The following is a 22,773-nucleotide window of genomic DNA, read 5'->3' as shown; positions in this document are numbered from 1 at the left end:
ATGAGCATGGCAATAACGGCTTTGGCAATGGAGATCAGGATGCACCTGGTGGTTCCGGGAACAATAACAATGGCGAAAACGGCCCTGGTCACAAAGCCAATGTCACGGCCAGCTCACTCGACCTCAAGGACACGACGCAATTCCTGAAGTCGGGCTCGACCGACGGCGGCGGTGATCATACGTCGTTCCGCAACCTGATCGGCCTGGCGGCCGCATCGGTGTCGACAGACCTGCTTAACGTCCTCAAGACGATTAGCGGATTTGGTCAGAACCAGAACAAGCCGTCGGGGGCGAGCACGGATCTCACCTCGGACCAGACAAAGCCCGGCGTCGGCTCCGCTAGCAACGACCACAGCGTCAAGACGACCCTGAAGGATCTCTTGAAGCCGCATGAGTGAGCATTGAATGGGACCAGGGACGGAGACTGGTCCAGATTTGAAAAACGCGCGGGCCTCGCTGGAAAGCGGGGCCCGCGTTCCTTCCATCGGATCGCATGGCATCGTCTTGCGTGAGACCGCGCTTTACCTTGCCCATCAGCCGGCCACCCGTCGGCAAGGGCAGCGGGTTGGCTTGGCGATGACGACTATTCGCAGATCGGCCGGGACAGAAATGAAGCCGCCAAGCCTGCGATTTTCAAAAGAATTTGCGCGGCTTCGAGCCTTCCATATTGAGCAAGTCGGCTAATCTTGTTCTTGGGAATTTACCAATTCCCCATTTAATAGTTTACAAATCGCTAATTTTCTAATTTACTAATGTATGGGTATGGAGGGTGCCTGCGGATCGCACGGCCGGGTGGCCGAAGATCTGTACAGGCGAGTTGGGCAGGGGTCTGGGTTAGCAAGGCAATTTCGCGGATGAAGAAGGTGCGTCTGTCGGGCGCGCCGTGAGGCACTGCGTCTATGTCTGTCTTTCGGTGGAAGGCAGACGTTTCCCATTCCGGAGTTCACTCGCGAGTTTGCCGTCGAGACGTCGGCGGCACGGGTGAAGGGGAGTGGGTGGTTGTGAATCAAGTATTGTCGCGTGTGCCCCGTGGGGGCGTTGTGCCCCGGTTCGATGGGCGCCAGATTCATCCGCATCCGGCCGCAACAACTGATCATCCGAATGTACGGACCTCTGCGCCCCCGGTCCGCGCTTCCGAACTCCTTTTCGTCGATCCCTCGGTATCCGATCTCGACACGATCCTGCGAAACTTGAGGCCTGGGGTCGAGGCGATCGTGCTCGACACCGAACGCCCGGCCGCGCGCCAGATGGCGCGGGCGCTCGAAGGCCGCGGCGGCCTCGACGCGGTGCATGTCATCGCGCACGGCGCGCCCGGGCGGGTGAGTTTCGCGGCTGGTGAATGGTCGCTTGAGACGCTGGAGGACGATCAGGTCGATCTCGCCACGATCGGCCACGCGCTGGGCGGCTCCGGCGAGCTGCTTCTGTGGAGCTGCAACGCCGGCGCAGGTGCGGCCGGCATCGATCTTATCGATGTGCTGTCGCACTCGGCCGGAGCGCCGGTTGCGGCGGCGAACGATGTCGTCGGGTCGCAGGCGCTCGGCGGCGACTGGAAACTGAATGTGCGGACGGGGGACGCCGCAGCGCGGCCGCCGCTGACGGAGGTGGGTGTGATGAGCTACGCGGCAGTGCTGGCAGTGCCATTGACGTCGACAGGCCAAGGCGAACGGCTCACCATTTTCGGCGGATGGCCCGCAGGCACTGCGGCCGGTACGTACTTCATCGTCCTGAACGATGGCGGCACGCTGAATGTCATCGGACAATTCATCGTACCGGCAAATTTTGGAGGTACTTTTGCGATCTCTGAAGCTCTCCCTGCGGGGAGCTATGTTGTGGGTCCGAGCGCTCCGGGGCCAAACACTATCGCTGTCCACAATGGCAGCTGGCGTTCGACGGGCAACAATGCCGGGTCATGGTCGGTCGGCGATTTCAATCCGGCGATAACAGCAACCCTGAACAACACAGGCGACGCTACCCCCAACCAGACTGGCCGGGGGATAGTAAGATGAAAAACACTTGCGAAATTGTCTTCATCGATCCGTCTGTCGCCGACGTTCCCGCGCTCATTGCAGGGCTCAGGCCCGGCGTCCTGCCGGTTCTTCTGAGCGGCGCAATGCCCGCTTCGGAAGAGATCGCGCGCGCCGTGCACGGCCGAACGGGCCTCGATGCGATCCACATTGTCGTCCACGGCCGCTCGGGCGAACTCAACTTCAGCAACGGCGCACTCTCGCCCGACAACATCGACCGACACTGGGATGATCTCGCGGCGATCGGTGATGCCCTGGGGCCTGACGGCGATCTGCTGCTGTGGGGCTGCAGCACGGGCGAAGGCGACCGCGGGCGGGCGTTCGTAGATGCGCTGTCGCGAGCGACGGGCGCGCCTGTCGCAGCGGCAACGGACCTCGTCGGTGCCGCGACGCTCGGCGGGAAATGGGAATTGGAGGCGCAGCCAGGTCGCGCAATGGTAAAGCCACCGCTGACGGCCGCAGGCATCGCCGGCTATGCGGGAGTGTTGGCTGCAACGATAAACGTCACGAGCGCCGGAATATGGTACCTCTATGGTTCCTGGCCAGCCAACACAGCAGCAGGTGATTACTTTGTCGTAATTACAAATAGCGCCGGTGTGCAGACTGTTGTGGGCAGCTTTGAAGTCCCCGCAGGTAATGCGGCCGGCAATTACACCATCCCGGTATTTCTTTCTAATACGGGCAGTTATGACGTAGGTGACGCCTCCGTCGGAAACCCGGCAGCCGGCACTTTTGACATTAGCGTCTACGATGCAACCCATGGCAGCGGCAGTAACGCAGGAATATGGACCGTCAATAGTGAACAAGCTGGAACAATAACCACCAGTATGCTCGCCGCCAATGCCACCGGGGCCACGGGCGCGACCGGTGCCGCGGGTTCGACTGGGGCTACGGGTGCGACGGGCACCACTGGTTCAACGGGCGCCACAGGTGCGAGCGGGGCCACGGGATCGACCGGTGCGACTGGTTCGACAGGCGCGACGGGTTCAACCGGCGCAACGGGCGCCACCGGCGCGACCGGTGCCACAGGTACGACAGGCGCGACCGGTGCCACGGGTGCAACGGGCACCACTGGTTCAACGGGCGCCACAGGTGCGACCGGGGCCACGGGATCGACCGGTGCGACTGGTTCGACAGGCGCGACGGGTTCAACGGGCGCCACCGGTGCCACAGGTACGACAGGCGCGACCGGTGCCACAGGCGCGACCGGTGCCACAGGCGCGACCGGCGCCACAGGTGCGACTGGCGATACCGGAGCAACGGGTTCAACGGGCGCCACTGGCGCGACCGGCGCAACAGGAGCCACGGGCGCGACCGGTGATACGGGTGCCACGGGTTCGACTGGCGCGACTGGCGATACCGGCGCAACGGGATCTACTGGAGCAACCGGAGCTACAGGTGCGACCGGCGACACCGGCGCAACTGGAGCCACAGGCGCGACCGGTGATACCGGTGCCACGGGCTCTACTGGTGCAACGGGCGATACCGGCGCAACAGGCTCGACTGGCGCCACCGGTGATACCGGAGCGACTGGTTCGACGGGCGCTACCGGAGCCACAGGCGCGACCGGTGATACCGGTGCCACGGGCTCTACTGGTGCAACGGGCGATACCGGCGCAACAGGCTCGACTGGCGCCACCGGTGATACCGGAGCCACTGGTTCGACGGGCGCTACCGGAGCCACAGGTGCGACCGGCGACACGGGTGCTACGGGTTCAACCGGCGCGACCGGCGACACTGGCGCAACGGGTTCGACTGGCGCGACCGGCGATACGGGCGCCACAGGTTCAACCGGCGCTACAGGTGCGACCGGTGACACCGGTGCCACGGGCTCTACTGGTGCAACGGGCGATACCGGCGCAACAGGCTCGACTGGCGCCACCGGTGATANACACCGGTGCCACGGGCTCTACTGGTGCAACGGGCGATACCGGCGCAACAGGCTCGACTGGCGCCACCGGTGATACCGGAGCGACTGGTTCGACGGGCGCTACCGGAGCCACAGGTGCGACCGGCGACACTGGCGCAACGGGTTCGACGGGCGCGACTGGCGATACGGGTGCCACGGGTTCAACCGGCGCAACCGGCGATACGGGCGCCACAGGTTCAACCGGCGCCACAGGTGCGACCGGCGATACTGGTGCCACGGGTTCGACTGGCGCGACCGGCGATACGGGCGCCACAGGTTCAACCGGAGCAACCGGCGCCACAGGTGCGACCGGTGATACCGGCGCAACAGGTTCGACTGGTGCAACGGGCGATACCGGCGCGACAGGCNGCCACAGGTGCGACCGGTGATACCGGCGCAACAGGTTCGACTGGTGCAACGGGCGATACCGGCGCGACAGGCTCGACTGGAGCAACTGGCGATACTGGTGCGACTGGAGCCACAGGTGCGACCGGTGATACAGGTGCCACAGGCTCGACTGGAGCAACCGGCGATACTGGTGCAACGGGAGCCACAGGTGCGACCGGTGATACCGGCGCAACAGGTTCGACTGGTGCAACGGGCGATACCGGCGCGACAGGCTCNGCCACAGGTGCGACCGGTGATACCGGCGCAACAGGTTCGACTGGTGCAACGGGCGATACCGGCGCGACAGGCTCGACTGGAGCAACTGGTGCGACTGGAGCCACAGGTGCGACCGGTGATACCGGCGCAACGGGTTCGACTGGAGCGACCGGTGATACCGGCGCCACAGGCTCGACTGGTGCCACAGGTGATACCGGCGCAACGGGAGCCACAGGCGCGACCGGCGATACCGGAGCAACGGGTGCCACAGGCGCAACCGGCGACACCGGTGCCACAGGCTCGACCGGAGCAACCGGTGACACTGGCGCAACGGGAGCCACAGGCGCAACCGGCGATACGGGTGCAACGGGTTCGACCGGCGCCACTGGCGATACCGGTGCGACTGGAGCCACAGGCTCGACCGGCGCCACCGGTGATACCGGAGCGACTGGTTCGACGGGCGCTACCGGAGACACAGGCGCAACCGGCGACACGGGTGCCACAGGCTCGACCGGAGCAACTGGCGATACCGGAGCAGCGGGAGCCACAGGCGCGACCGGTGATACCGGTTCGACTGGAGCGACCGGCGACACCGGCGCAACCGGCGATACTGGTGCAACGGGTTCGACTGGCGCGACCGGCGATACCGGTGCCACGGGAGCCACAGGCGCAACCGGTGATACGGGTGCAACTGGTTCCACAGGGGCGACTGGCGACACCGGTGCCACGGGCTCGACTGGAGCGACCGGCGATACCGGAGCAACGGGAGCCACAGGCGCGACCGGCGATACCGGAGCCACGGGTTCGACTGGAGCAACCGGCGATACCGGCGCAACGGGAGCCACAGGTGCGACCGGCGATACAGGTGCCACAGGCTCGACTGGAGCAACCGGCAATACTGGTGCAACGGGAGCCACAGGTGCGACCGGCGATACCGGCGCAACGGGCGCAACCGGCGACACCGGTGCCACGGGCTCGACTGGAGCAACCGGCGATACTGGTGCAACGGGTTCCACAGGGGCGACTGGCGACACGGGTGCTACGGGTTCAACCGGTGCGACCGGCGATACCGGAGCAACGGGAGCCACAGGCGCAACCGGCGACACCGGTGCCACGGGCTCGACTGGAGCAACCGGCGATACTGGTGCAACGGGTTCCACGGGGGCGACTGGCGACACGGGTGCTACGGGTTCAACCGGTGCGACCGGCGATACCGGCGCCACAGGTGCGACCGGCGACACCGGTGCCACGGGATCGACTGGAGCAACCGGCGATACCGGCGCAACGGGAGCCACAGGTGCAACTGGCGATACTGGTGCCACAGGCTCGACCGGAGCAACGGGAGCCACAGGTGCGACGGGTGCAACTGGCGACACCGGAGCAACTGGTTCTACCGGTGCGACCGGTGATACTGGAGCAACGGGTTCGACTGGAGCGACCGGCGATACCGGTGCAACTGGCTCGACCGGCGCCACCGGTGATATCGGAGCGACTGGTTCGACGGGCGCTACCGGGGACACAGGTGCGACCGGCGACACGGGTGCCACGGGTTCTACCGGCGATACCGGAGCCACGGGAGCTACAGGCGCGACCGGTGATACCGGCGCCACCGGTTCGACCGGAGCAACCGGCGATACCGGCGCAACGGGAGCCACAGGCGCGACCGGTGATACCGGCGCAACGGGTTCGACTGGCGCAACTGGCGACACCGGAGCAACTGGTTCTACCGGCGCGACCGGTGACACTGGAGCAACGGGATCCACAGGCGCGACCGGCGACACGGGTGCGACAGGCTCGACTGGCGCGACCGGCGATACCGGAGCAACCGGTGCCACAGGCGCGACCGGAGCGACTGGTTCGACTGGAGCGACCGGCGACACTGGCGCAACGGGTTCGACTGGAGCAGCCGGCCCAACTGGTGCCACAGGCGCAACCGGCGCCACAGGTGCCACCGGCTCTACTGGTGCCACGGGTTCGACTGGTGCGACGGGTAATACGGGCGCTACTGGTTCGACCGGTGCGACTGGCGATACCGGGGCAAATGGAGCAACCGGCGCCACTGGCTCGACCGGTGCGACCGGCCATACCGGGGCAACTGGAGCGACAGGTGCGACCGGCGCAACCGGTGCCACGGGCTCAACCGGCGGCACCGGAGCAACGGGCTCCACCGGTGCCACAGGCTCGACCGGCTCTACTGGTGCCACGGGTTCGACCGGCTCGACCGGGCCGAAAGGCGACACAGGGCCAAAGGGCGCGACAGGTGCTACTGGCGCAACTGGTTCGACCGGAGCGACCGGACCGAAGGGCGACACTGGACCCAAGGGTGCGACGGGTGCCACTGGTGCAACGGGCTCAACCGGCTCGACCGGGCCGAAGGGCGACACCGGACCCAAGGGCGCCACGGGTGCCACTGGTGCAACCGGCGCCACCGGTGCCACCGGACCGAAGGGCGATACTGGACCGAAGGGTGCGACGGGCTCGACCGGCGCAACTGGCGCTACCGGTTCGACCGGACCGAAGGGCGACACCGGACCGAAGGGCGCGACGGGCGCCACCGGNGGACCGAAGGGTGCGACGGGCTCGACCGGCGCAACTGGCGCTACCGGTTCGACCGGACCGAAGGGCGACACCGGACCGAAGGGCGCGACGGGTGCTACCGGCGCAACCGGTCCGACTGGACCCTCAAACGGTCACCATGACTCGAACGTCGCGTCGACCACCACCCTGACGACGACAACCCAGAAGACCACCACGGTCACGTCCGACTCGCTGGGCCTCAAGGACACTGCGAACTTCCTGCAGTTGGGCTCTGCTCACGGCAACGGTGATCACGGCAGCCATGCGTCGTTCCGCAACCTGATCGGCCTGGCGGCCACATCGGTGTCGACAGACCTGCTTAACGTCCTCAAGACGATCAGCGGATATGGTCAGAACCAGGACAAGTCGTCGGGGGCGAGCACGGATCTCACCTCGGACCAGACAAAGCCTGGCGCCGGCTCCGTCAGCAACAACCACAGTGTCAAGACGACCCTGAAGGATCTCTTGAAGCCGCATGAGTGAGCATTGAATGGACCAGGGACGGAGACTGGTCCAAATTTGAAAAACGCGCGGGCTTCGCTCAAGAGCGGGTCCGCGCGTTCATCATCTCGAAACAGAGAGTGGCATGAGAGTCGCGCGGCCGATCAGTTCGGAGTACAATGCGGCGTTGCCGGAAACCTCGGCGGAAACGCCGGGACCCGGGCACTCTTGAATCTTCGCCCTGCGTACCGGATGAGAAGTCCATGGTGAACGTCCCCGCAAACGCCGAAAACCAGCCGGTCTCGATCCGCGCCGTCGAGGCCATGGCGGACCAGGCGGGCGGCCAGAACACGGCGCGGGTTCCCGGCGGTCCCGCCGAGCTCGACCAGGTCGGGCCGCGCCTCAAGGCAGTATTGCAGGCCGCTCGCTATCACGGCGTCGAACTCGACCCCAACGAATTCAGGTCAGCGACCGCTGTTCCAGCCGCCGCCGATCTCTCGGAGTGGGCGCAGAACGCCGGCATGTGGTCACGCGCCGTCCGCATCCGCTGGTCCCATCTTTTGCACTTCCAGGACACCGGACCGGTCGTCCTGTTGTTCAGCGATGGCGGCGCGGGTCTCCTTACCGGCGCGAGCGCCGAGCGCAATATCGTCTTCCTGAAGAGCGCCGACGCGCCCGAGGACGGCGAAGCCATCGCCGTCGACGAACTGCGGCTGTCGCAGGTGTGGACGGGCGACGCGGTGATGCTGCGCGCGACACGGTCCCAGGTGGCGGCGGATGCGCCCTTCACCCTTCACTGGCTCGCCCAATTGGTGCGGCTGGAAAGTCGGCCATTGCGCGACATCGCCATCGCCTCCTTCACGCTGAGTGTCCTTACCATCTTGCCGCCGCTCATCGTTATGACGCTGGTCAACAAGGTGCTGCAGTTCAACAGCGTCTCGACGCTTGTGCTGTTGTCGGCGATCATCGCCGTGGTCTTCGCCTACGAGACGTTGCTCGGCCACGCGCGGCGGCTGATCATTAACGTCGTCGGCGCTCGTCTGGACACCAAGCTGCAATTGCACGTCTTCAGCCGGCTGCTGCGCCTGCCTCTCGACTATTTCGAGCGTCATCCTGCCGGCGAGACGATGTACCATCTCGCACAGGTCTACCGCATCCGCGAGTTCCTGACCGGAAAACTGCTGAGCACGTTCCTGGATCTGATCACGCTTTGCGTGCTGTTGCCGGTAATGTTCTACATCAACTCCACGCTCGCCTGGATCGTGGTGGCCTGCGCGGTCGTCATCCTGCTGATCATCCTCGCCTTCCTCAAACCGCTGCGTCGAAGGTTCCAGCGGGTGGTCGAGGCTGAGACCTGGAAGTCGGCGGCGATCGGCGAGACTGTCGTCGGCATCAAAACTGTGAAGGCACTCGGCCTCGAGCCGCAGCGCAAGGCGCTCTGGGACGAACGGGTGGCGGAAGCGGGAAAAGCGCGTCTCGCCTTTGGGCAGCTCGCCAACTGGCCGCAGACCCTGGTCACGCCGATCGAACGGCTGATGGTGCTGGGCACCATGCTTATCGGCGCCTATCTGGCGATGAACGACCGTTCAGGCTACATGGTCGGCAGCCTGTTCGCCTTCATGATGATCTCCCAGCGCGTGGCGCAGCCGCTGGTTGGCTTGGCGCGGCTGGTCGAAGACTACGAGGAGGTCGGTGCAGCGATCGGCGAAGCGGCCTCGGTCCTCAACCGGCCCCTGGAGACCAGCTCGAACTCCATCGGCCTCAGGCCAAAGCTCGTCGGCGAGGTCAAGTTCAGCGATCTGACGTTCAGCTACATCGGCACCAAGACGCCGGCGCTCGATCGAGTCAGCTTCGACATCCCGGCAGGGACCATGTTCGGCATTGTCGGGCGCAGTGGGTCGGGAAAATCGACCATTGCCCGCCTGCTGCAGGGTATCAACCGCGACTATAGCGGTTTCCTCAAGCTCGACGGCGTCGACCTCAAGGAAATCAACCTGCGCCATCTTCGCCAGGGGCTCGGCGTGGTCCTCCAGGACAATTTCCTGTTCCGCGGGTCGATCCGCGACAACATCATCGCCGGGCGTCCAGGCCTGACGCTTTCCGACGCCATGCGTGCCGCGCACCTCGCCGGCGCCCAGGAATTCATCGAACGGATGCCAAATGGCTACGACACCTACATCGAGGAAGGGTCGCCCAATTTGTCGGGCGGTCAAAAGCAGCGGCTGGCGATCGCGCGTGCCCTGATCCACGATCCGACCATCCTCATCCTTGACGAAGCGACCAGCGCGCTCGACCCGGAAAGCGAGGCGATCGTCAGCGCCAACCTGATGCGTATCGCCAGTGGGCGCACAATGATCATCGTTTCGCATCGGCTCTCCTCGCTGACAGAGTGCGACCAGATCCTGGTCATGGAGCAGGGCAAGGTTCTCGACGTCGCACCGCACGCAATCTTGCTCGAACGATGCGCGCTCTATCGCCAGTTGTGGGCACAGCAGAACCGGCACCTCGACGGCCACCAAGGCCGCCCGGTCGCCGTACTGCCGCGATTGGTTTGACGATGTCGCGCTTCGCCAGAGATTGGTAGCCCATGAGTAGCACCTCGCTCACCACCCGCCCGGCTCGCTGGCATCGCACGCAAGCGGACGATCCGACGACCCCGGCCATACTCGAATTCCAGTGGCCGTCGACGGCTGTCGCAAATGCGCCCATTCCGCGTGCGGCGCGCGGAATCGTCTGGGTCATTTCGAGCCTGGTCATCGCCTTGGTTGCCCTGGCAGGGCTGATACCGGTCGATCAGGTCGTGACGACCAGAGGGCTCGTGGTCTCACAGTCGCCCAACATCGTCGTGCAGCCGCTGGAGACAGCGATCATTCGCTCGATCGAGGTGCGCGAAGGGCAGCATGTGCAGGCTGGTCAATTGCTTGCTCGCCTCGATGCGACCTTTGCCTCAGCCGACCTCGCGTCGCTGGCGATGCAGGTTTCGACGCTGGAAGCCGAAGTGGCACGGTTGAGGGCGGAGGCCGACGGCCAGGCCTTCAACTATGACGGTCTCGAACCAAGCTGGACCCTGCAGGCGTCGATCTTCGAGCGCCGCAAGGCGGTCTATGACGCAAAGCTGGAGAATTTCGACCGCCAGCGTGATGAACTCAGCTCGGTGATCTCGCGTGCTCAATCGGATGCCGTCGGCTACCGGCAGCGGCTCTCGGTCGCGGCCTCAATCGAACAAATGCGCAAGCAGCTGGAAGCAAGAGAGGTCGGGAGCCGCCTCAATACTCTTCTCGCCGAGGACAATTCGGCGGAAATGTCGCGAGCTCTCGGCAACGCCGAACAGACCGCGGAAGCCGCCAAGCGCCAGCAGGCAGGAGTGGCCGCGGAGCGTGACGGCTATATTCAAGGCTGGCGAGCGGAAGTCTCACAGGGCCTGTCGGAGGCGAGTTCACGGATGTCCGATGCCCGCGAACTCCTCAACAAGGCAAAGCTTCGCAAGCAGCTGGTGGAGCTGAGGAGCGAAGCAGACGCAATCGTCCAGTCCGTGGCGAAGGTCTCGGTCGGCTCGGTCTTGCAGTCAGGCGAGCGCTTGATCACGCTGGTGCCGGCCAACGCGCCGCTCGAGATCGAGACAAACATTATCGGCAGGAGCAGCGGCTTCGTGCACGTCGGCGACCCCGTGGTGATCAAGTTCGACACCTTCCCCTATTCGCAATACGGCCTCGCCCACGGCACCGTGCGGACGCTCAGCCCCGATGCCTTTTCGGCGCAGGAGCAAGCGCGAGATCCAAACAGTTCCTTGGCCATGCTGCCCTCGGACGCCGAGCCGTTCTATCGCACGCGCATCTCCATCGACCAGGTCGCCCTCCACGGCGTGCCCGCCGGTTTCACCGTCAGCCCCGGCATGCCAGTGACTGCCGACGTCAAGGTCGGCCGGCGCACGGTGCTCAAGTACATTCTCGGCGTGATGCTGCCGCTCGGCCAGGAAGCAATGCGGGAGCCTTAGGCCCAGCGCAATAGGCGACAAACGGAGTAATCTAGGCTTGGATCGATGATAATTCTGGACCGGCTGACTGGTCTCGCCAACCCGAGAGCTGCCTTGCGCCGGGCGATCCATCTCTCTGACAGCGGCAGACCCGCTGAAGCCTTTCCGCTCATGGCGATCGCCGCGCGTGCCGGGATCGCCGACGCCGAGTTTCGCGTCGCGCGTTGCTATCTCGAAGGTTCGGGCGTACCGCCGAGCCGCATGGAGGGCGCGCGCTGGCTGCGGAGGGGAGCCAACCACGGGAGCGCCGATGCGCAGGCGCTCCTCGCCGCACTCTACGTGACTGGGCTAGCGCCGGCGGAAGCTGATGGCAGAGGCCCTGGATCGGATCGCTTGTTCGAACGAGATTCCCCGAGCGAGCCGGACTTCGCGGCAGCGCGCGACTTTGCCACAAAAGCGGCCGAGGCTGGCTCGGCAACAGGGCAGGCGATCCTCGGTTACATCCTTACCAGCGGTCCAAAACCGATGCGCGATGCGGATGCGGCGCACCACTGGTACGAGAAGTCGGCTTTGGCCGGCTGCGCCGAAGGGTGTCTGGGCCTTGCCCTGTCGCTGGCCCGGCGTGGCAAACGCGAAGACCGGATCAGGATTGCGGACGAGGTAAGACGCGCGGCCGACGCCGGCCTACCAACCGCAACCTATCTTCTCGCGGTCCTCACCGAGCACGGGCTCGGCGTGGTACGCGACATGACTGCAGCCGCCCAATTGTATCAGGCTGCCGCGGAGAAAGGCCTTCCCTCCGCCCAGTTCCGGTTGGGGCTAGCACTGATCGAGGGTGGGCTCGTCGACCGCGATCCCGCGGCCGGGGAGGCCTGGATGCGGCGTGCCGCCTTGGCCGGCAACATCGAGGCAGCCTACCTTCTCGGCGATCGTTTTGCGAAAACGCAGCCGCCGGTTTATGCGGAGGCCGCAACCTGGTATCGGCGGGCGGCCGAAGCGGGTCACCAAGCCGCCGCCCGCGCTTTGGCGTCTCTCTACCTGACGGGGAACGGCGTGGCCGAGGACATCGAAGAGGGGACACGCTGGCTGCGGGCTTCCGCGGATGGCGGCAATCAGGAAGCACAGATCGACCTCGCCAATCTCATCCTCGGAGGAGCCGGCGAGCCGGACGACCGTGCAAGCGTTGCCGGATGGTTCGAGGCGGCCGCAACATCGGGCGATCTAATCGCGGCATTCAATCTTGGGCTCTGCTTCGCCAAGGGCGTTGGTGTCCGCCAGGACGAGGGGCAAGCGGCGCAATGGTTGAGGCGCGCGGCCGAAGGCGTACCCGAGGCGCAATATATGTATGCCCGCTTCCTCCAGGATGGGCGCGGGGTGGCGGCCGACCCATCGCGGGCACGCGTCTGGTTTGCGCGGGCGGCCAATGCCGGCGTGCTCGACGCGCAGGTGTCGCTTGCCGAGATGCTGCTCAATGGGCGCGGGGGCGCACGTTCGCCAGAGACCGCCATGCAGTTGTTCGAGCGGGCGGCCGACGACGGTCACGCAGGGGCGATGTTTGCGCTTGGCGCGCTGTACGCGGCCGGCCAGGGCCTGCCGGTCGACCAGACGGCGGCGCAGAAATGGTTCGCCGCCGCCGCCGAGCGTGGGCATGGCCAAGCCCAACTCATGCTCGGGCGCTTTCTCTCCAAGGGTCTCGCCGGCGAGCACAATCTGGTGACCGGTCGCCTTTGGCTCGAGCGAGCTGCCGCGCACGGTGTCCAGGAAGCTGCCGACGAACTCGCCGAGTTCGCTTCGGATTGAAATTGGTCGAGTTGCTAGAATGGCTGCGTCACGTGCCTGCCTCGCAACTGCGCGGCCGCGCCGCGTTGATGCTTCGGACATCCAGCCGACGTTCATCAGCGCCCGGTCTCAACGCGCTGCCGCGGGGTGTCGTAGCGCAGGCCGATCGGGTTTGACCAAGCCACGGCAATTCACGCGATTGGCGGCTGCGGAACTATGCGGAACGATACGGGAAGATTTCTGATTTTGACCCACGAAAAACTCAATAAAATCAACGCTCTCAACACGCCCTCCGGGCCCACCATTATCGTTGTTTATCAATGACTTAGCGGAATTTTTGGACTTGGTCAGCCAAGTCAAGACTGGCGAACCTCCGCGCATCGCATTGATATTGTTGATTTATGGTGGGCTTCCGTGGACTCGGTTGCAACGGAGGCGGAATGCACCGCACCGCAGTCCAGGGGCTGAATGGGTTCGGAGTATCCAGGCCAGATGCGTACGTCTTAGATCTTCAGGTGCTGAAGAACTCGGCCCGCCGTTCCCTCCGCAACCTCGCCGGCATCATCGATCCGACCAAGCTTCAGCACAGCCCAACTGTCGGCGATGCCCAGCGCGAAGGGCAGGTTTTGCTCGACGATCAGGATCGTCGTGCCGTTGGCCCGGCGCTCTTCCTTGAGTACAGCGGCGATGCGTTCGACGACCGACGGCTGCAGGCCTTCGGAAATCTCGTCGATCAGCAGCAGCTTTGGCCGCAACATCAGAGCGCGGCCCAGAATAAGCATCTTCTGCTCGCCGCCGGATAGGGTTCCGGCTCGTTGCGACAGGCGGTCCCTGAGGAACGGAAAATGCCCATAGACCCGCTCCACCGCTTGCGCAAAGCCGCGATCCGACCGCAGAGCGAGCCGCAGGTTGTCGCGCACGCTGAGATCCTGGAACAGGGCCTGCTCCTGAGGGGCATAGCCGACACCGGATGAGATCAGCGAGGCCTGAGAGAGGCCTGACATCGACGTACCGTCAAGGCGGATGTCGCCTGAACGCAATGCCACGAAACCGAGAATGGTTTTGAGCACCGTGGTCTTGCCCATCCCGTTCTTGCCCATCAGCGCAAAAATCTGTCCGGGCGCGATAGAGAGCGACAGCGCCTCGATAATGGCAACTGGCCCATAGCCGCTCGTAATGTTCGACAGCGCTAGTTTCGGCACGGTGGTTTTGGCTTCCTCAAGCATGGGCGGCTCCCGAGTAGATCGTCCTGACCATTTCGGAATTGACGACGTCGTCGACGCTACCGTCGAGCACCAGCTTGCCCTGGTGGAGAACGACGATCCTGGTCGAGATGTCGCGGACGAAATCGAGATCGTGCTCGACCAGGATGGCGGCGAAGCCAAGGTCGCCGGTCAGCTTCTGCAGCGTCGCACCGATGGTGGTGCGCTCGACCTTGGTGAGCCCGGCCGTCGGCTCGTCGAGCAGGATGAGTTTTGGCTCGAGCGCAACGACCATGGCGAGCTCGAGACTCTGCTTCTGCCCATGCGACAACAGCGACACCCGTTGGCTAAGCATCTGGTCGAGGCCGGTGGAACGCAAGATATCGGTGGCGGCGGCCGGCAATCCAAGCGTGGCGGAGCGGCGGAGCAGGCTCGGCGCCTGGCGCGAGGCGCGTGCCATGCGCAGGCAGTCGGCTACGGTCAGGCTATCGAAAACGCTCGCCACCTGGAACTTGCGGCCGACGCCAAGCGCCACGATTTTATCCGGTGTCATGCCGCTGATGTTGCGGCCTGCGATATTGACGCTTCCGGTTGTGGCCTCACTGCCATCGCTGAGACATCGCATCAGTGTCGTCTTGCCCGCGCCATTGGGGCCAACAAGGCTGACCAGTTCGCCCGAGCGAACGTCGAGGTCGATACCTTGCAGCACCTGCAGGCTGCCGAAGGCTTTGCCGAGGCCGCTGACGGAGAGCACGCGGTCGCCCTCGGCGCTGCGGTTCCCGGCCGTCTCGACGGCGATGGCCGGGCTGCCGGCTTGGTTGGTCTGCGCGGCATTGCGGCGTGGCATCAGCATTGCCAACAATTGCGCCAGCCCGTTCGGCAACAGGATGATCATGACCACGAAAAGAGCGCCGACGACCAGGTTCCACAGGAAGGGCAAGTCGCCCGAAAGCTGGGCGCTTAGATAGTCGATGCCGATCGCGCCCATGACTGGCCCGATGATGGTGCCGCGGCCGCCAAGGGCGGTCCAGATGACGATTTCGGTGCCGAAGACGAAGCCGGTATTTTCCGGCGCCACCACACCCGACGCATTGGCATAGACGAAGCCGGCAATGCCGGCGACGCCGGCGAGGATCGTTGTCAGCACGATCTTCAGCCGTTGCGGATCGAGGCCGAGATAGGCGCAGCGCGCTTCATTGTCGCGAATGGCGATGAGCAGCTTGCCGGCGTCGGAGCGGGTGAAGACCAGGGCGACGACAGTGGTGACAATCAGGCAGATGCCGGCAAACCTGAAATATCCCGGCAGGCCAAGCGGCAGGCCGGAATAGCCGACCAGCCCGCTGCTCGATCCAGTCCACACGCCACCCGAAAACACCAGCTGCGTCACAACGATCGGCACAACCAGCGAGATCACCGTCGCATAGAGCGGCGTCGAGCCATGGCCGAACGACAGCCAGCCGACGAAGGCGCCGAGCAGCACCGGCACGAGGATCGCCAGGACAAACGCCAATGCCAGAAAGGCGGGCGTCGAGCCGAGATGGCTGAGCACCATGGCGCTGGCATAGGCGCCGGTGCCGAAGAACGCCGCCTGGCCGAAGGTCAGCACCCCGGTGTAGCCCCACAGGATGTCGACGGTCACCGCCAGCATGGCGTAGATCATCGAGCGCGTCAGCACGTTGAGCGTAAAGCGGTCGAACAGCGCAGGGCCGATGATGACGACGACCGCCGTCGCAAGCGCGAGCGCTGCAAACAGCCAGGCCCTCGGCGGGATGGAACGGCTCTCAGGCACGGGCAAATCCCTTCGGGCTGATGCGCAGCACCAGGGCGCACAGGACCGCCACCGTGATGCCGCCAAGAATGGGGCTGACGAAGGTGCTGACCAGAACCTGGACGCCACCGAAAACGAGGCAGGCGATGGCCAGCGTCGAGAAAGACGAGCCGGCAACCATGACCAGCATGAACGAGCCGATCAGCCAGGCGACGCCCATGTTCGGATCGACGCTGGTCAGCGGCGTCAGAAGCACGCCGGCGAGTGCTGCGAGCCCGGTGCCGACCATGAAGGTAACCAGACGCACGCGTGCGGTGTCGATGCCGAGCGCGCGCGCCAGCATCTCGTTCATGATCACCGCCTGTGCCGACAGGCCGAGCCGCGTGCTTTCGAGCAGGAAGGTGAAGGCAAGCCCGATGACCAGAGCGGCGGCTATGGCAAACAGCCGGTAGAGCGAATAGCCTATGCCGAACACATCGACCGTGCCCGACAGAAGATTGGGAGTGAACTGCACGTCGCGCCCGAACCACAGCGTGATCAGCTGGCCGATGACGATGCCCAGCCCCCAGGTCGCCAGGATGGCGTCGAGCGGCCGGCGATAGAGTGGCCGCACGATTGCCAGTTCGGTGATGCCGCCAAGGATTGCGCCGACGGAAAAGGCAATCGGCAGCGCTGCCCAGGGATTGAGCCCGAGGCCGGCCGTCGCCACCGCGCAGTAAGCGCCGATGGTCAGCCAGGCGCCATGGGCGAAATTGATGATCTTCAGCACGCCGAAGATCGCAAGCAGGCCGGCAGCGACGATGAACAGGATCGCCGCCGTCGTCACCATGTCCAGGAGAAGCGTCATGGCAGGTCCCCGATGGTGTGGAACGGGGCGGCACACGGCCGCCCCGCTGCGATTAGAGGGGCGATTACAGGTTCGGGCACTGCTGGCCGGGGTCGACGCCTTCGAATTTGTCGACCACCGTCACCGAGCCGTCCGCCTTCACCTGGCCGAGATACATGGTCAGCGGAGCATGGTGCTGCTTGCTCATCGAGACCATGCCACGCGGGCCGGCGAAGGATACCTCGGCAAGTGCTGCGAGCACAGCGGCGGTGTCGGTTGACCCGGCTTTCTCGACCGCGGCCTTGTAGAGATAGATACCCTCATATTCCGGCACCGAGAGGTCATTGGGGGTGCGCAGCTCGGCACCGAACTTCTTCCCGATCGCGGCAAGGAAGCTCTTGTTGGCGTCGCTGCCGATACTGGTCACGTAGGAAGCGGAAATGAAGATGCCGGCAGCGTCCGCGCCCATGCTCTTGGCTGTTCCCTCATCCACGGCGAGGTTGCCATAGGGAATGGTGACCCCGGCGCCGCGCAGCTGCTTGGTCAAGGTGACGTTGGGTGCCCCGCCGGCGGTCGAGGTAATCACCGCATCGGCGCCGGAGCTCTTCAGGTTGGAGATGATCGCTGTCCAGTCGCTGCCTTCCATCGGCAGATACTCCTCGCCGACGACGCTGGCACCAGACTTCTCGATATAGGCCTTGGCGAATTCCAGCATGCCGCGGCCGAACGCGTAGTCCGAGCCGATCAGGAAGAACTTCTTGGCGCCTTGCGTCTTGATGAAATTGTCGACGATCGGCGGCACCTGCTGCTGCGGCACCCAGGCATTGACGAACAGGTTGGCATTGCAGGATTTGCCCTCGTAGAACGAGGTGTAGATGTAGGGGATATCGCCCTTGGTGATGATCGGCAGGCCGGCATTGCGGGCAGCACTGGTCTCCATGGTGATGACGGCGTTGACCTCCTTCTGGAAGACCAGCGAATCGAAGGCCTTCTGGGCGCCCGCCGCACCCGAGGCATCGTCGGCGATCTCCAGCGCAAGCTGGCGTCCCAGTACGCCGCCAGCAGCGTTGATTTCGGCGACCGCAAGTTCCGCCGATTGCACCACCGACGGCGCGACGACGCTGTTGGCGCCAGACAAGCCGACCGGGATGCCGATCTTGATCGGACCGTCCGCGGCGAAGGCGGCACTGCTCAGGGCGGCGCTGGCGAAGGCAAGGATCACTGCTCTGTTCTTCATGGTATTCCCCTTTCTCTGGTTGATCGTACCGGGGTAGTGCCGGCTTCTTCTTGGTTATCCGTAGACGTCTGCGCGGCGGTCGCCGATGGCGTCGTTGCGCTCACTCAGCGCGCGCGCCTTGGCGACCTCGCCGAGGTTGATCGTGGCGATGAGGATTTCTTCGTCGGCTTCGCTGGCCGGCCCGGCGATCGGCCAGCCGGTCGGGCCGACGATCAGGCTCCTGCCGACAAAGGGCTGGCCGCGCTCGATGCCGACACGGTCGGCGCAGGCGATGTAGATGCCGTTGCTGTGCGCGGCCGCCTTGTGCAGGATGTTGGCCATCGGCTCCGGGTGGTCGCCCTGAGCGGGCATCGGCACCCAGTTGGTCGGCACGCAGACCAGTTCGGCGCCCTTCAGCGCCAACTGCCTGTAGGTCTCCGGGAACCAGCCGTCATAGCAGATCGCCACGCCGATCCGGCCGATCGCGGTCTCGAACACCGGCAGGCCGAGATTGCCCGGCTGGAAGTAGAGTTTTTCGCGATTCCACAAATGCAGCTTGCGGTAGGTGCCGATGGGACCCGAAGGCCCGCACAGCATGGCGGCGTTGAAGAACCGGTCGCCGTCGCGCTCGGCAAGGCCGCTGACGATGTGGAGACCGAGTTCGCTGGCCAGCGAGCACAGCAGCGCTGCACTGCGTCCCTCCGGAATGGGTGCTGCGAGTTCGGCGAGTTCTTCCTGGCTGTCGAAGACATAGCCGCTGTCGGCGAGTTCCGGCAGCACCACCACAGAGGCGCCGAGGCCGGCGGCCTGGCGGATCAGCCGCTCCATCGATCTGAGATTCTTGTCCAGCCGGCCGATCGCAGGTTGGAACTGGATGCAGGCCAGACGGAGGTCCGCGGATGCTGTCGCCAAGTGTGCCAAAGCCTGTCTCCAAACGCAAAAAACCCCTGGGCGCGGAAGTCATCCGCGAGCCAAGGGCTACATAGCCATCAATGTGAAACGGCATTCCTGCCGAAGAGCAAACCTGCTCGTGCTTTAAGAAGTTGCACGGACCGAAGACTGCGTCAAGAGCCAAAGATTTCGACACCAAGGGACGGTGATGAGTTCAATTTATAGAAGTTAAATCAGCCGGTTATAGGAGATTTCTACCGCGCCCCGCCGTCAGCACCTTATCGATCGTTCGGCTGTTTCTGATTGCCTTGCGCGGAAATCCCGAAGCCGAAAGCCCGCATCGCTTCCTGCGCGGCGAGGATGCCGTCGGCCACGGAAACCAGCGCGACGCGCTTCGATGTCGCCTGGTCGCGGATCAATTTGTAAGCAGTCTCCTCGTCGACGCCGTTCATCTCGACCAACACCTTGACCGCCTTCTCGATGGTCCTGCGCCCTTTCAGCGTATCCTCCAGCTTGCGCACCTTGTTGGCCAGCCGTCCTTCATAGCCGTAGCGATAGCGCGCGAGCGCAAACTGCGTTAGCACGCCAAGCTGCCTGAGCGGCTTGGTAATGACGCCATGGGCGTTGAGATCGATGATCGCCTTGATCGAGGTCGGGCTTTCATAGGTGACGATGGCGACCACCGCCGTCCTGACGCCTTCGATCAGTGACACCATCGCGTCTGTCGGCGCCTCGCCGACCTGTACGAACACCGTATCGATGTCGCCAGGGATCGCAGCCGGCGGCGGCCACGCCGCCCTCACCTCACAGCCGAGGCGCCGCAAATGATCGACAAGTGCCGCGCCATCCTCGTCCTTGGGATGGATGACGAGGATCTTCGCTTGCCGCAGATCGTTGAGGATGCGTTTGAGCGTTGCCGTCATAGTTTTACAGCCACGGCTCTTCGAAATGGGTCGAGGCGAGATAGGGGTCGGGCCGGATCGCGACCTGCGACTGCCAGGCAATGTCGAACTGGCCGGCAGCGTTGGCGATGCCGATGCGTGGTGTCGACCAGACGTGGCGGTTTTCCTGGTCGAACATCATCCGGCCCTCCGGCGACGCATAGTCGACTTCAAGCGCTGCCTGGCTGAGGCGGAAGGTGTCGAGGGTTCCCGCCTTCTCCAGCGCGCGGGCGAACAGATGCACTTGCGTATAGGCGGTTTGCGACCACATGGTCGCCGTCGTCCGGTCGCCGAACCGGCGGGCGAGCTCGCCGACGAAGCGCTGGTTCTCGCCGCTGTCGACGCTCGCCAGATAAGGGGCAGCCAGCACATGGCCGGTGCAATGCTCGGCGCCGATGACGCGGATCTCGCCTTCGGCCAAGGTCAGGCTGGCGATCGGCCGCTTTGCCCGGTCGATGCCGGCTTCGGCATAGAGCCTGTAGAGGATTTGCGCACTGCGCCCGATCACCGTCGAGAACACCGCGTCCGGGGCGGCCTTCTCGATGTCGGCCATCAGCCGGCGCATCCGGCGTTCGTCGGCATCGAGCGGCACATATTGTTCCTCGACGATCGTGCCGCCCTTGCATTCCAAAAGGTCGCGCATGACCCGGTTGGATTCATGCGGATAAATGTAGTCGGACCCGGCCATGAACACGCGCGGCCCGTAGCGCTGCAGGATGAAGTCGGCCAGCGCGAAGGTGTTCTGATTGAGCGTGGCGCCGGTGTAGAGGACGTTTTCTGAATATTCGAAGCCCTCATAGATCGAGGGGTACCAAAGCAGGCCGTTGTAGCGCTCGACGATCGGCAGCACGGCCTTGCGGCTACCCGACATCGAACAGCCGAAGATGACATTGACGTCGTCCTCAGTCAGAAGCCTGCGGGCGAGCGATCGAAACGCCTCGGGGTCGCTACCAGGATCGTAGGCTATGGGCTCGATCTGCCGCCCCAGCACGCCGCCGCCGGCATTTATCTCCTCGATGGCAAGCGCCGTCCCGTAGAAATGCTCGCTTTCGGTGACCGAGGTGATGCCGCTGCGCGAAAAAAGGATGCCGACGCGCCATGTCTGGGCTGTTCCTGTCACGGCAATCCTCCCTGCTCTTTTCCGGCAAAGGCCTATTGCACGCGAGGCCTCATGGCAATCGCCATCGGGACAGCCGGCCGTAGTTGCGACCGGTCCCGGAGAGTTGATCTTCATCCCCGCGTTTTTTCTAATATATTGGGAACACGCCCAGAGGGCGACGATCTAGCGGGCTCTCTGATCGAACCAAAGTTGACGCAACTACGATGTTCAGGGGCGCCGGCAATGTCTGCAATCTGGCAACAGCAAAGATCACGTCAACAGCTGACATGCGGCGCGGAGCTGACATTCAAGCGGAGTCATTGTTATCGGGTTCGCCAGACCATACGAGATCATACGAGAGATATGGGTTGGCGAACCAGCCGCTAAAATATTGATTTTGTGTTGAAAGTACTGACCCTCCGGGCCCNTACGAGAGATATGGGTTGGCGAACCAGCCGCTAAAATATTGATTTTGTGTTGAAAGTACTGACCCTCCGGGCCCACCATTGTCGTTCTCCATCGCCACACCTTGTTGGCCTGTCGCCATCTTTTTTGGGCGAAATCGGGTGGTTTGGCGTGAAGTTTGCAGGCCCACTGTCCCAGGCGAGATCATGCAAGAGATATGGGCTGGCAGATCATCCGCTAACATTGATTTTGTGTAGAAAGTGCTGCCTGGACAATCTCCCGAGCCCACGCCTAGATCACCGTCTCTCCGCCATCGATAACCAGAATCTGGCCCGTCATGTACGAGGACCGGTCGGACACAAGAAACAGCACTGCCTCCGCGATTTCCTCGACGCTTGCCCAACGGCCAAGCGGCACTTTTTCGCGGATGTAGGCTTCGATGGCTTCCCGGCCTCCCATCTGTGCGATGTAAGGAGCATTGAAGGGCGTATCCACCCAACCGGGGCAAAGCGCGTTGATGCGAATGCCGAACCGGCCATAGTCGCCCGCCATCTGCTTCGTCATCGCGATCACCGCGTGCTTGGTCGTCGTATAGGCGATCATCTCGCGGTCGTAGAGAACGCCGGAGCTCGACGACGTGTTGAGGATCACCCCGCGACCAGCCTTTTTCATGAAGGGCATGACGATGCGGGCACCGAGGAAGTGAGCCCGCACGTTGAGTGTCCAGGACGTGTCGAAGCCTTTGACGCTCACACCGAGCACGTCACCCTCTATTTGTACGCCGGCATGATTGTGCAGGATGTCGATCCCGCCTTGTGCGTCGATGAAATCGTGGAAACCGGCTTCAAGCGCCTGATCGTCGGTCAGGTCGAACACAAGCGCTTTCGCCCGGCCACCAGCAGCAACAATCTGGTCGACGGTCGCGTTCGCGCCGTCAGCACTGCGGTCCGTCACGCCGACCACCGCACCCTCGCGCGCGATGATCAGCGCTGCCGCCCTGCCGATGCCCGATCCCGCCCCGGTGACGATCGCGGTCCTGTCCTTCAGGATCATCTTTCAGTCCCCTTTCTCGCCGGCCCGTAATCCTGCATCATCCGGGGGACGAGCCCCCCAAGCTTG

Annotated in this window: 14 protein-coding genes; 6 read left to right on the top strand and 8 right to left on the bottom strand. The window is 64.2% G+C overall.

Features of this window, described 5'->3' with window-relative positions; genetic code table 11:
* Window positions 1-899 precede the first annotated feature (899 nt).
* The 6 genes from X741_RS146810 to X741_RS146825 all read left to right on the top strand — a co-directional run bounded on the left by X741_RS146810 (window position 900) and on the right by X741_RS146825 (window position 13,327).
* A complete protein-coding gene (locus tag X741_RS146810) occupies window positions 900-2,006 on the top strand; it encodes a DUF4347 domain-containing protein (RefSeq protein ID WP_084018762.1) in 1,107 nt (368 codons plus the stop codon).
* Window positions 2,003-3,988 (top strand): DUF4347 domain-containing protein, encoded by a 1,986-nt coding sequence (locus tag X741_RS1000000168815; RefSeq protein WP_198023987.1) that lies wholly within the window; start codon window positions 2,003-2,005, stop codon window positions 3,986-3,988. The genes X741_RS146810 and X741_RS1000000168815 overlap by 4 nt, the downstream gene beginning before the upstream one ends.
* 284 nt (window positions 3,989-4,272) lie before the next feature.
* A complete protein-coding gene (locus X741_RS1000000170465) occupies window positions 4,273-7,596 on the top strand; it encodes a hypothetical protein (RefSeq protein ID WP_198023985.1) in 3,324 nt (1,107 codons plus the stop codon).
* Window positions 7,597-7,817: 221 nt separating this feature from the next.
* Window positions 7,818-10,109 (top strand): peptidase domain-containing ABC transporter, encoded by a 2,292-nt coding sequence (locus X741_RS146815; protein WP_023779044.1) that lies wholly within the window; start codon window positions 7,818-7,820, stop codon window positions 10,107-10,109.
* 32 nt (window positions 10,110-10,141) lie between these two features.
* Window positions 10,142-11,548: an HlyD family type I secretion periplasmic adaptor subunit gene (locus tag X741_RS146820; protein ID WP_023779043.1), complete on the top strand. Its 1,407-nt coding sequence runs from the start codon at window positions 10,142-10,144 to the stop codon at window positions 11,546-11,548.
* 150 nt (window positions 11,549-11,698) lie between these two features.
* Window positions 11,699-13,327: an SEL1-like repeat protein gene (locus tag X741_RS146825; RefSeq protein WP_245272750.1), complete on the top strand. Its 1,629-nt coding sequence runs from the start codon at window positions 11,699-11,701 to the stop codon at window positions 13,325-13,327.
* A gap of 482 nt (window positions 13,328-13,809) precedes the next feature.
* On the opposite strand, the gene X741_RS146830 is transcribed toward X741_RS146825, so the two are convergent.
* The 8 genes from X741_RS146830 to X741_RS146865 form a co-directional block, all read right to left on the bottom strand.
* Window positions 13,810-14,532, bottom strand: a complete 723-nt coding sequence (locus X741_RS146830; protein WP_023779041.1) for an ABC transporter ATP-binding protein — start codon at window positions 14,530-14,532, stop codon at window positions 13,810-13,812.
* On the bottom strand, window positions 14,525-16,303 hold the full coding sequence (locus tag X741_RS146835; protein WP_156937919.1) for an ATP-binding cassette domain-containing protein: 1,779 nt from the start codon (window positions 16,301-16,303) through the stop codon (window positions 14,525-14,527). The genes X741_RS146830 and X741_RS146835 overlap by 8 nt, the downstream gene beginning before the upstream one ends.
* Window positions 16,290-17,123, bottom strand: a complete 834-nt coding sequence (locus X741_RS146840) for a branched-chain amino acid ABC transporter permease (protein ID WP_023779039.1) — start codon at window positions 17,121-17,123, stop codon at window positions 16,290-16,292. Before X741_RS146840 ends, X741_RS146835 begins: the two co-directional genes overlap by 14 nt.
* Before the next feature lie 64 nt (window positions 17,124-17,187).
* Window positions 17,188-18,339: a substrate-binding protein gene (locus X741_RS146845; RefSeq protein ID WP_023779038.1), complete on the bottom strand. Its 1,152-nt coding sequence runs from the start codon at window positions 18,337-18,339 to the stop codon at window positions 17,188-17,190.
* A gap of 54 nt (window positions 18,340-18,393) precedes the next feature.
* Window positions 18,394-19,239 carry a nitrilase family protein gene (locus tag X741_RS146850; RefSeq protein ID WP_023779037.1) on the bottom strand — a complete coding sequence of 282 codons (846 nt, stop codon included), beginning with the start codon at window positions 19,237-19,239 and terminating at the stop codon, window positions 18,394-18,396.
* Window positions 19,240-19,487: 248 nt separating this feature from the next.
* Window positions 19,488-20,132 carry an ANTAR domain-containing protein gene (locus X741_RS146855; RefSeq protein WP_023779036.1) on the bottom strand — a complete coding sequence of 215 codons (645 nt, stop codon included), beginning with the start codon at window positions 20,130-20,132 and terminating at the stop codon, window positions 19,488-19,490.
* 4 nt (window positions 20,133-20,136) lie between these two features.
* Window positions 20,137-21,270 carry a transporter substrate-binding domain-containing protein gene (locus tag X741_RS146860; RefSeq protein ID WP_023779035.1) on the bottom strand — a complete coding sequence of 378 codons (1,134 nt, stop codon included), beginning with the start codon at window positions 21,268-21,270 and terminating at the stop codon, window positions 20,137-20,139.
* 675 nt (window positions 21,271-21,945) lie between these two features.
* The gene (locus X741_RS146865) at window positions 21,946-22,707 is read right to left on the bottom strand and encodes an SDR family NAD(P)-dependent oxidoreductase (protein WP_023779034.1); all 762 of its coding nucleotides are present in this window, start codon (window positions 22,705-22,707) and stop codon (window positions 21,946-21,948) included.
* Window positions 22,708-22,773: the final 66 nt, after the last annotated feature.

Source organism: Mesorhizobium sp. LNHC221B00 (genome assembly GCF_000502935.1).
Classification (GTDB): Bacteria; Pseudomonadota; Alphaproteobacteria; order Rhizobiales; family Rhizobiaceae; genus Mesorhizobium; species Mesorhizobium opportunistum.
Note: the sequence above shows the minus strand (reverse complement) of the source record. Positions and strands in the feature narration are given on the sequence as shown.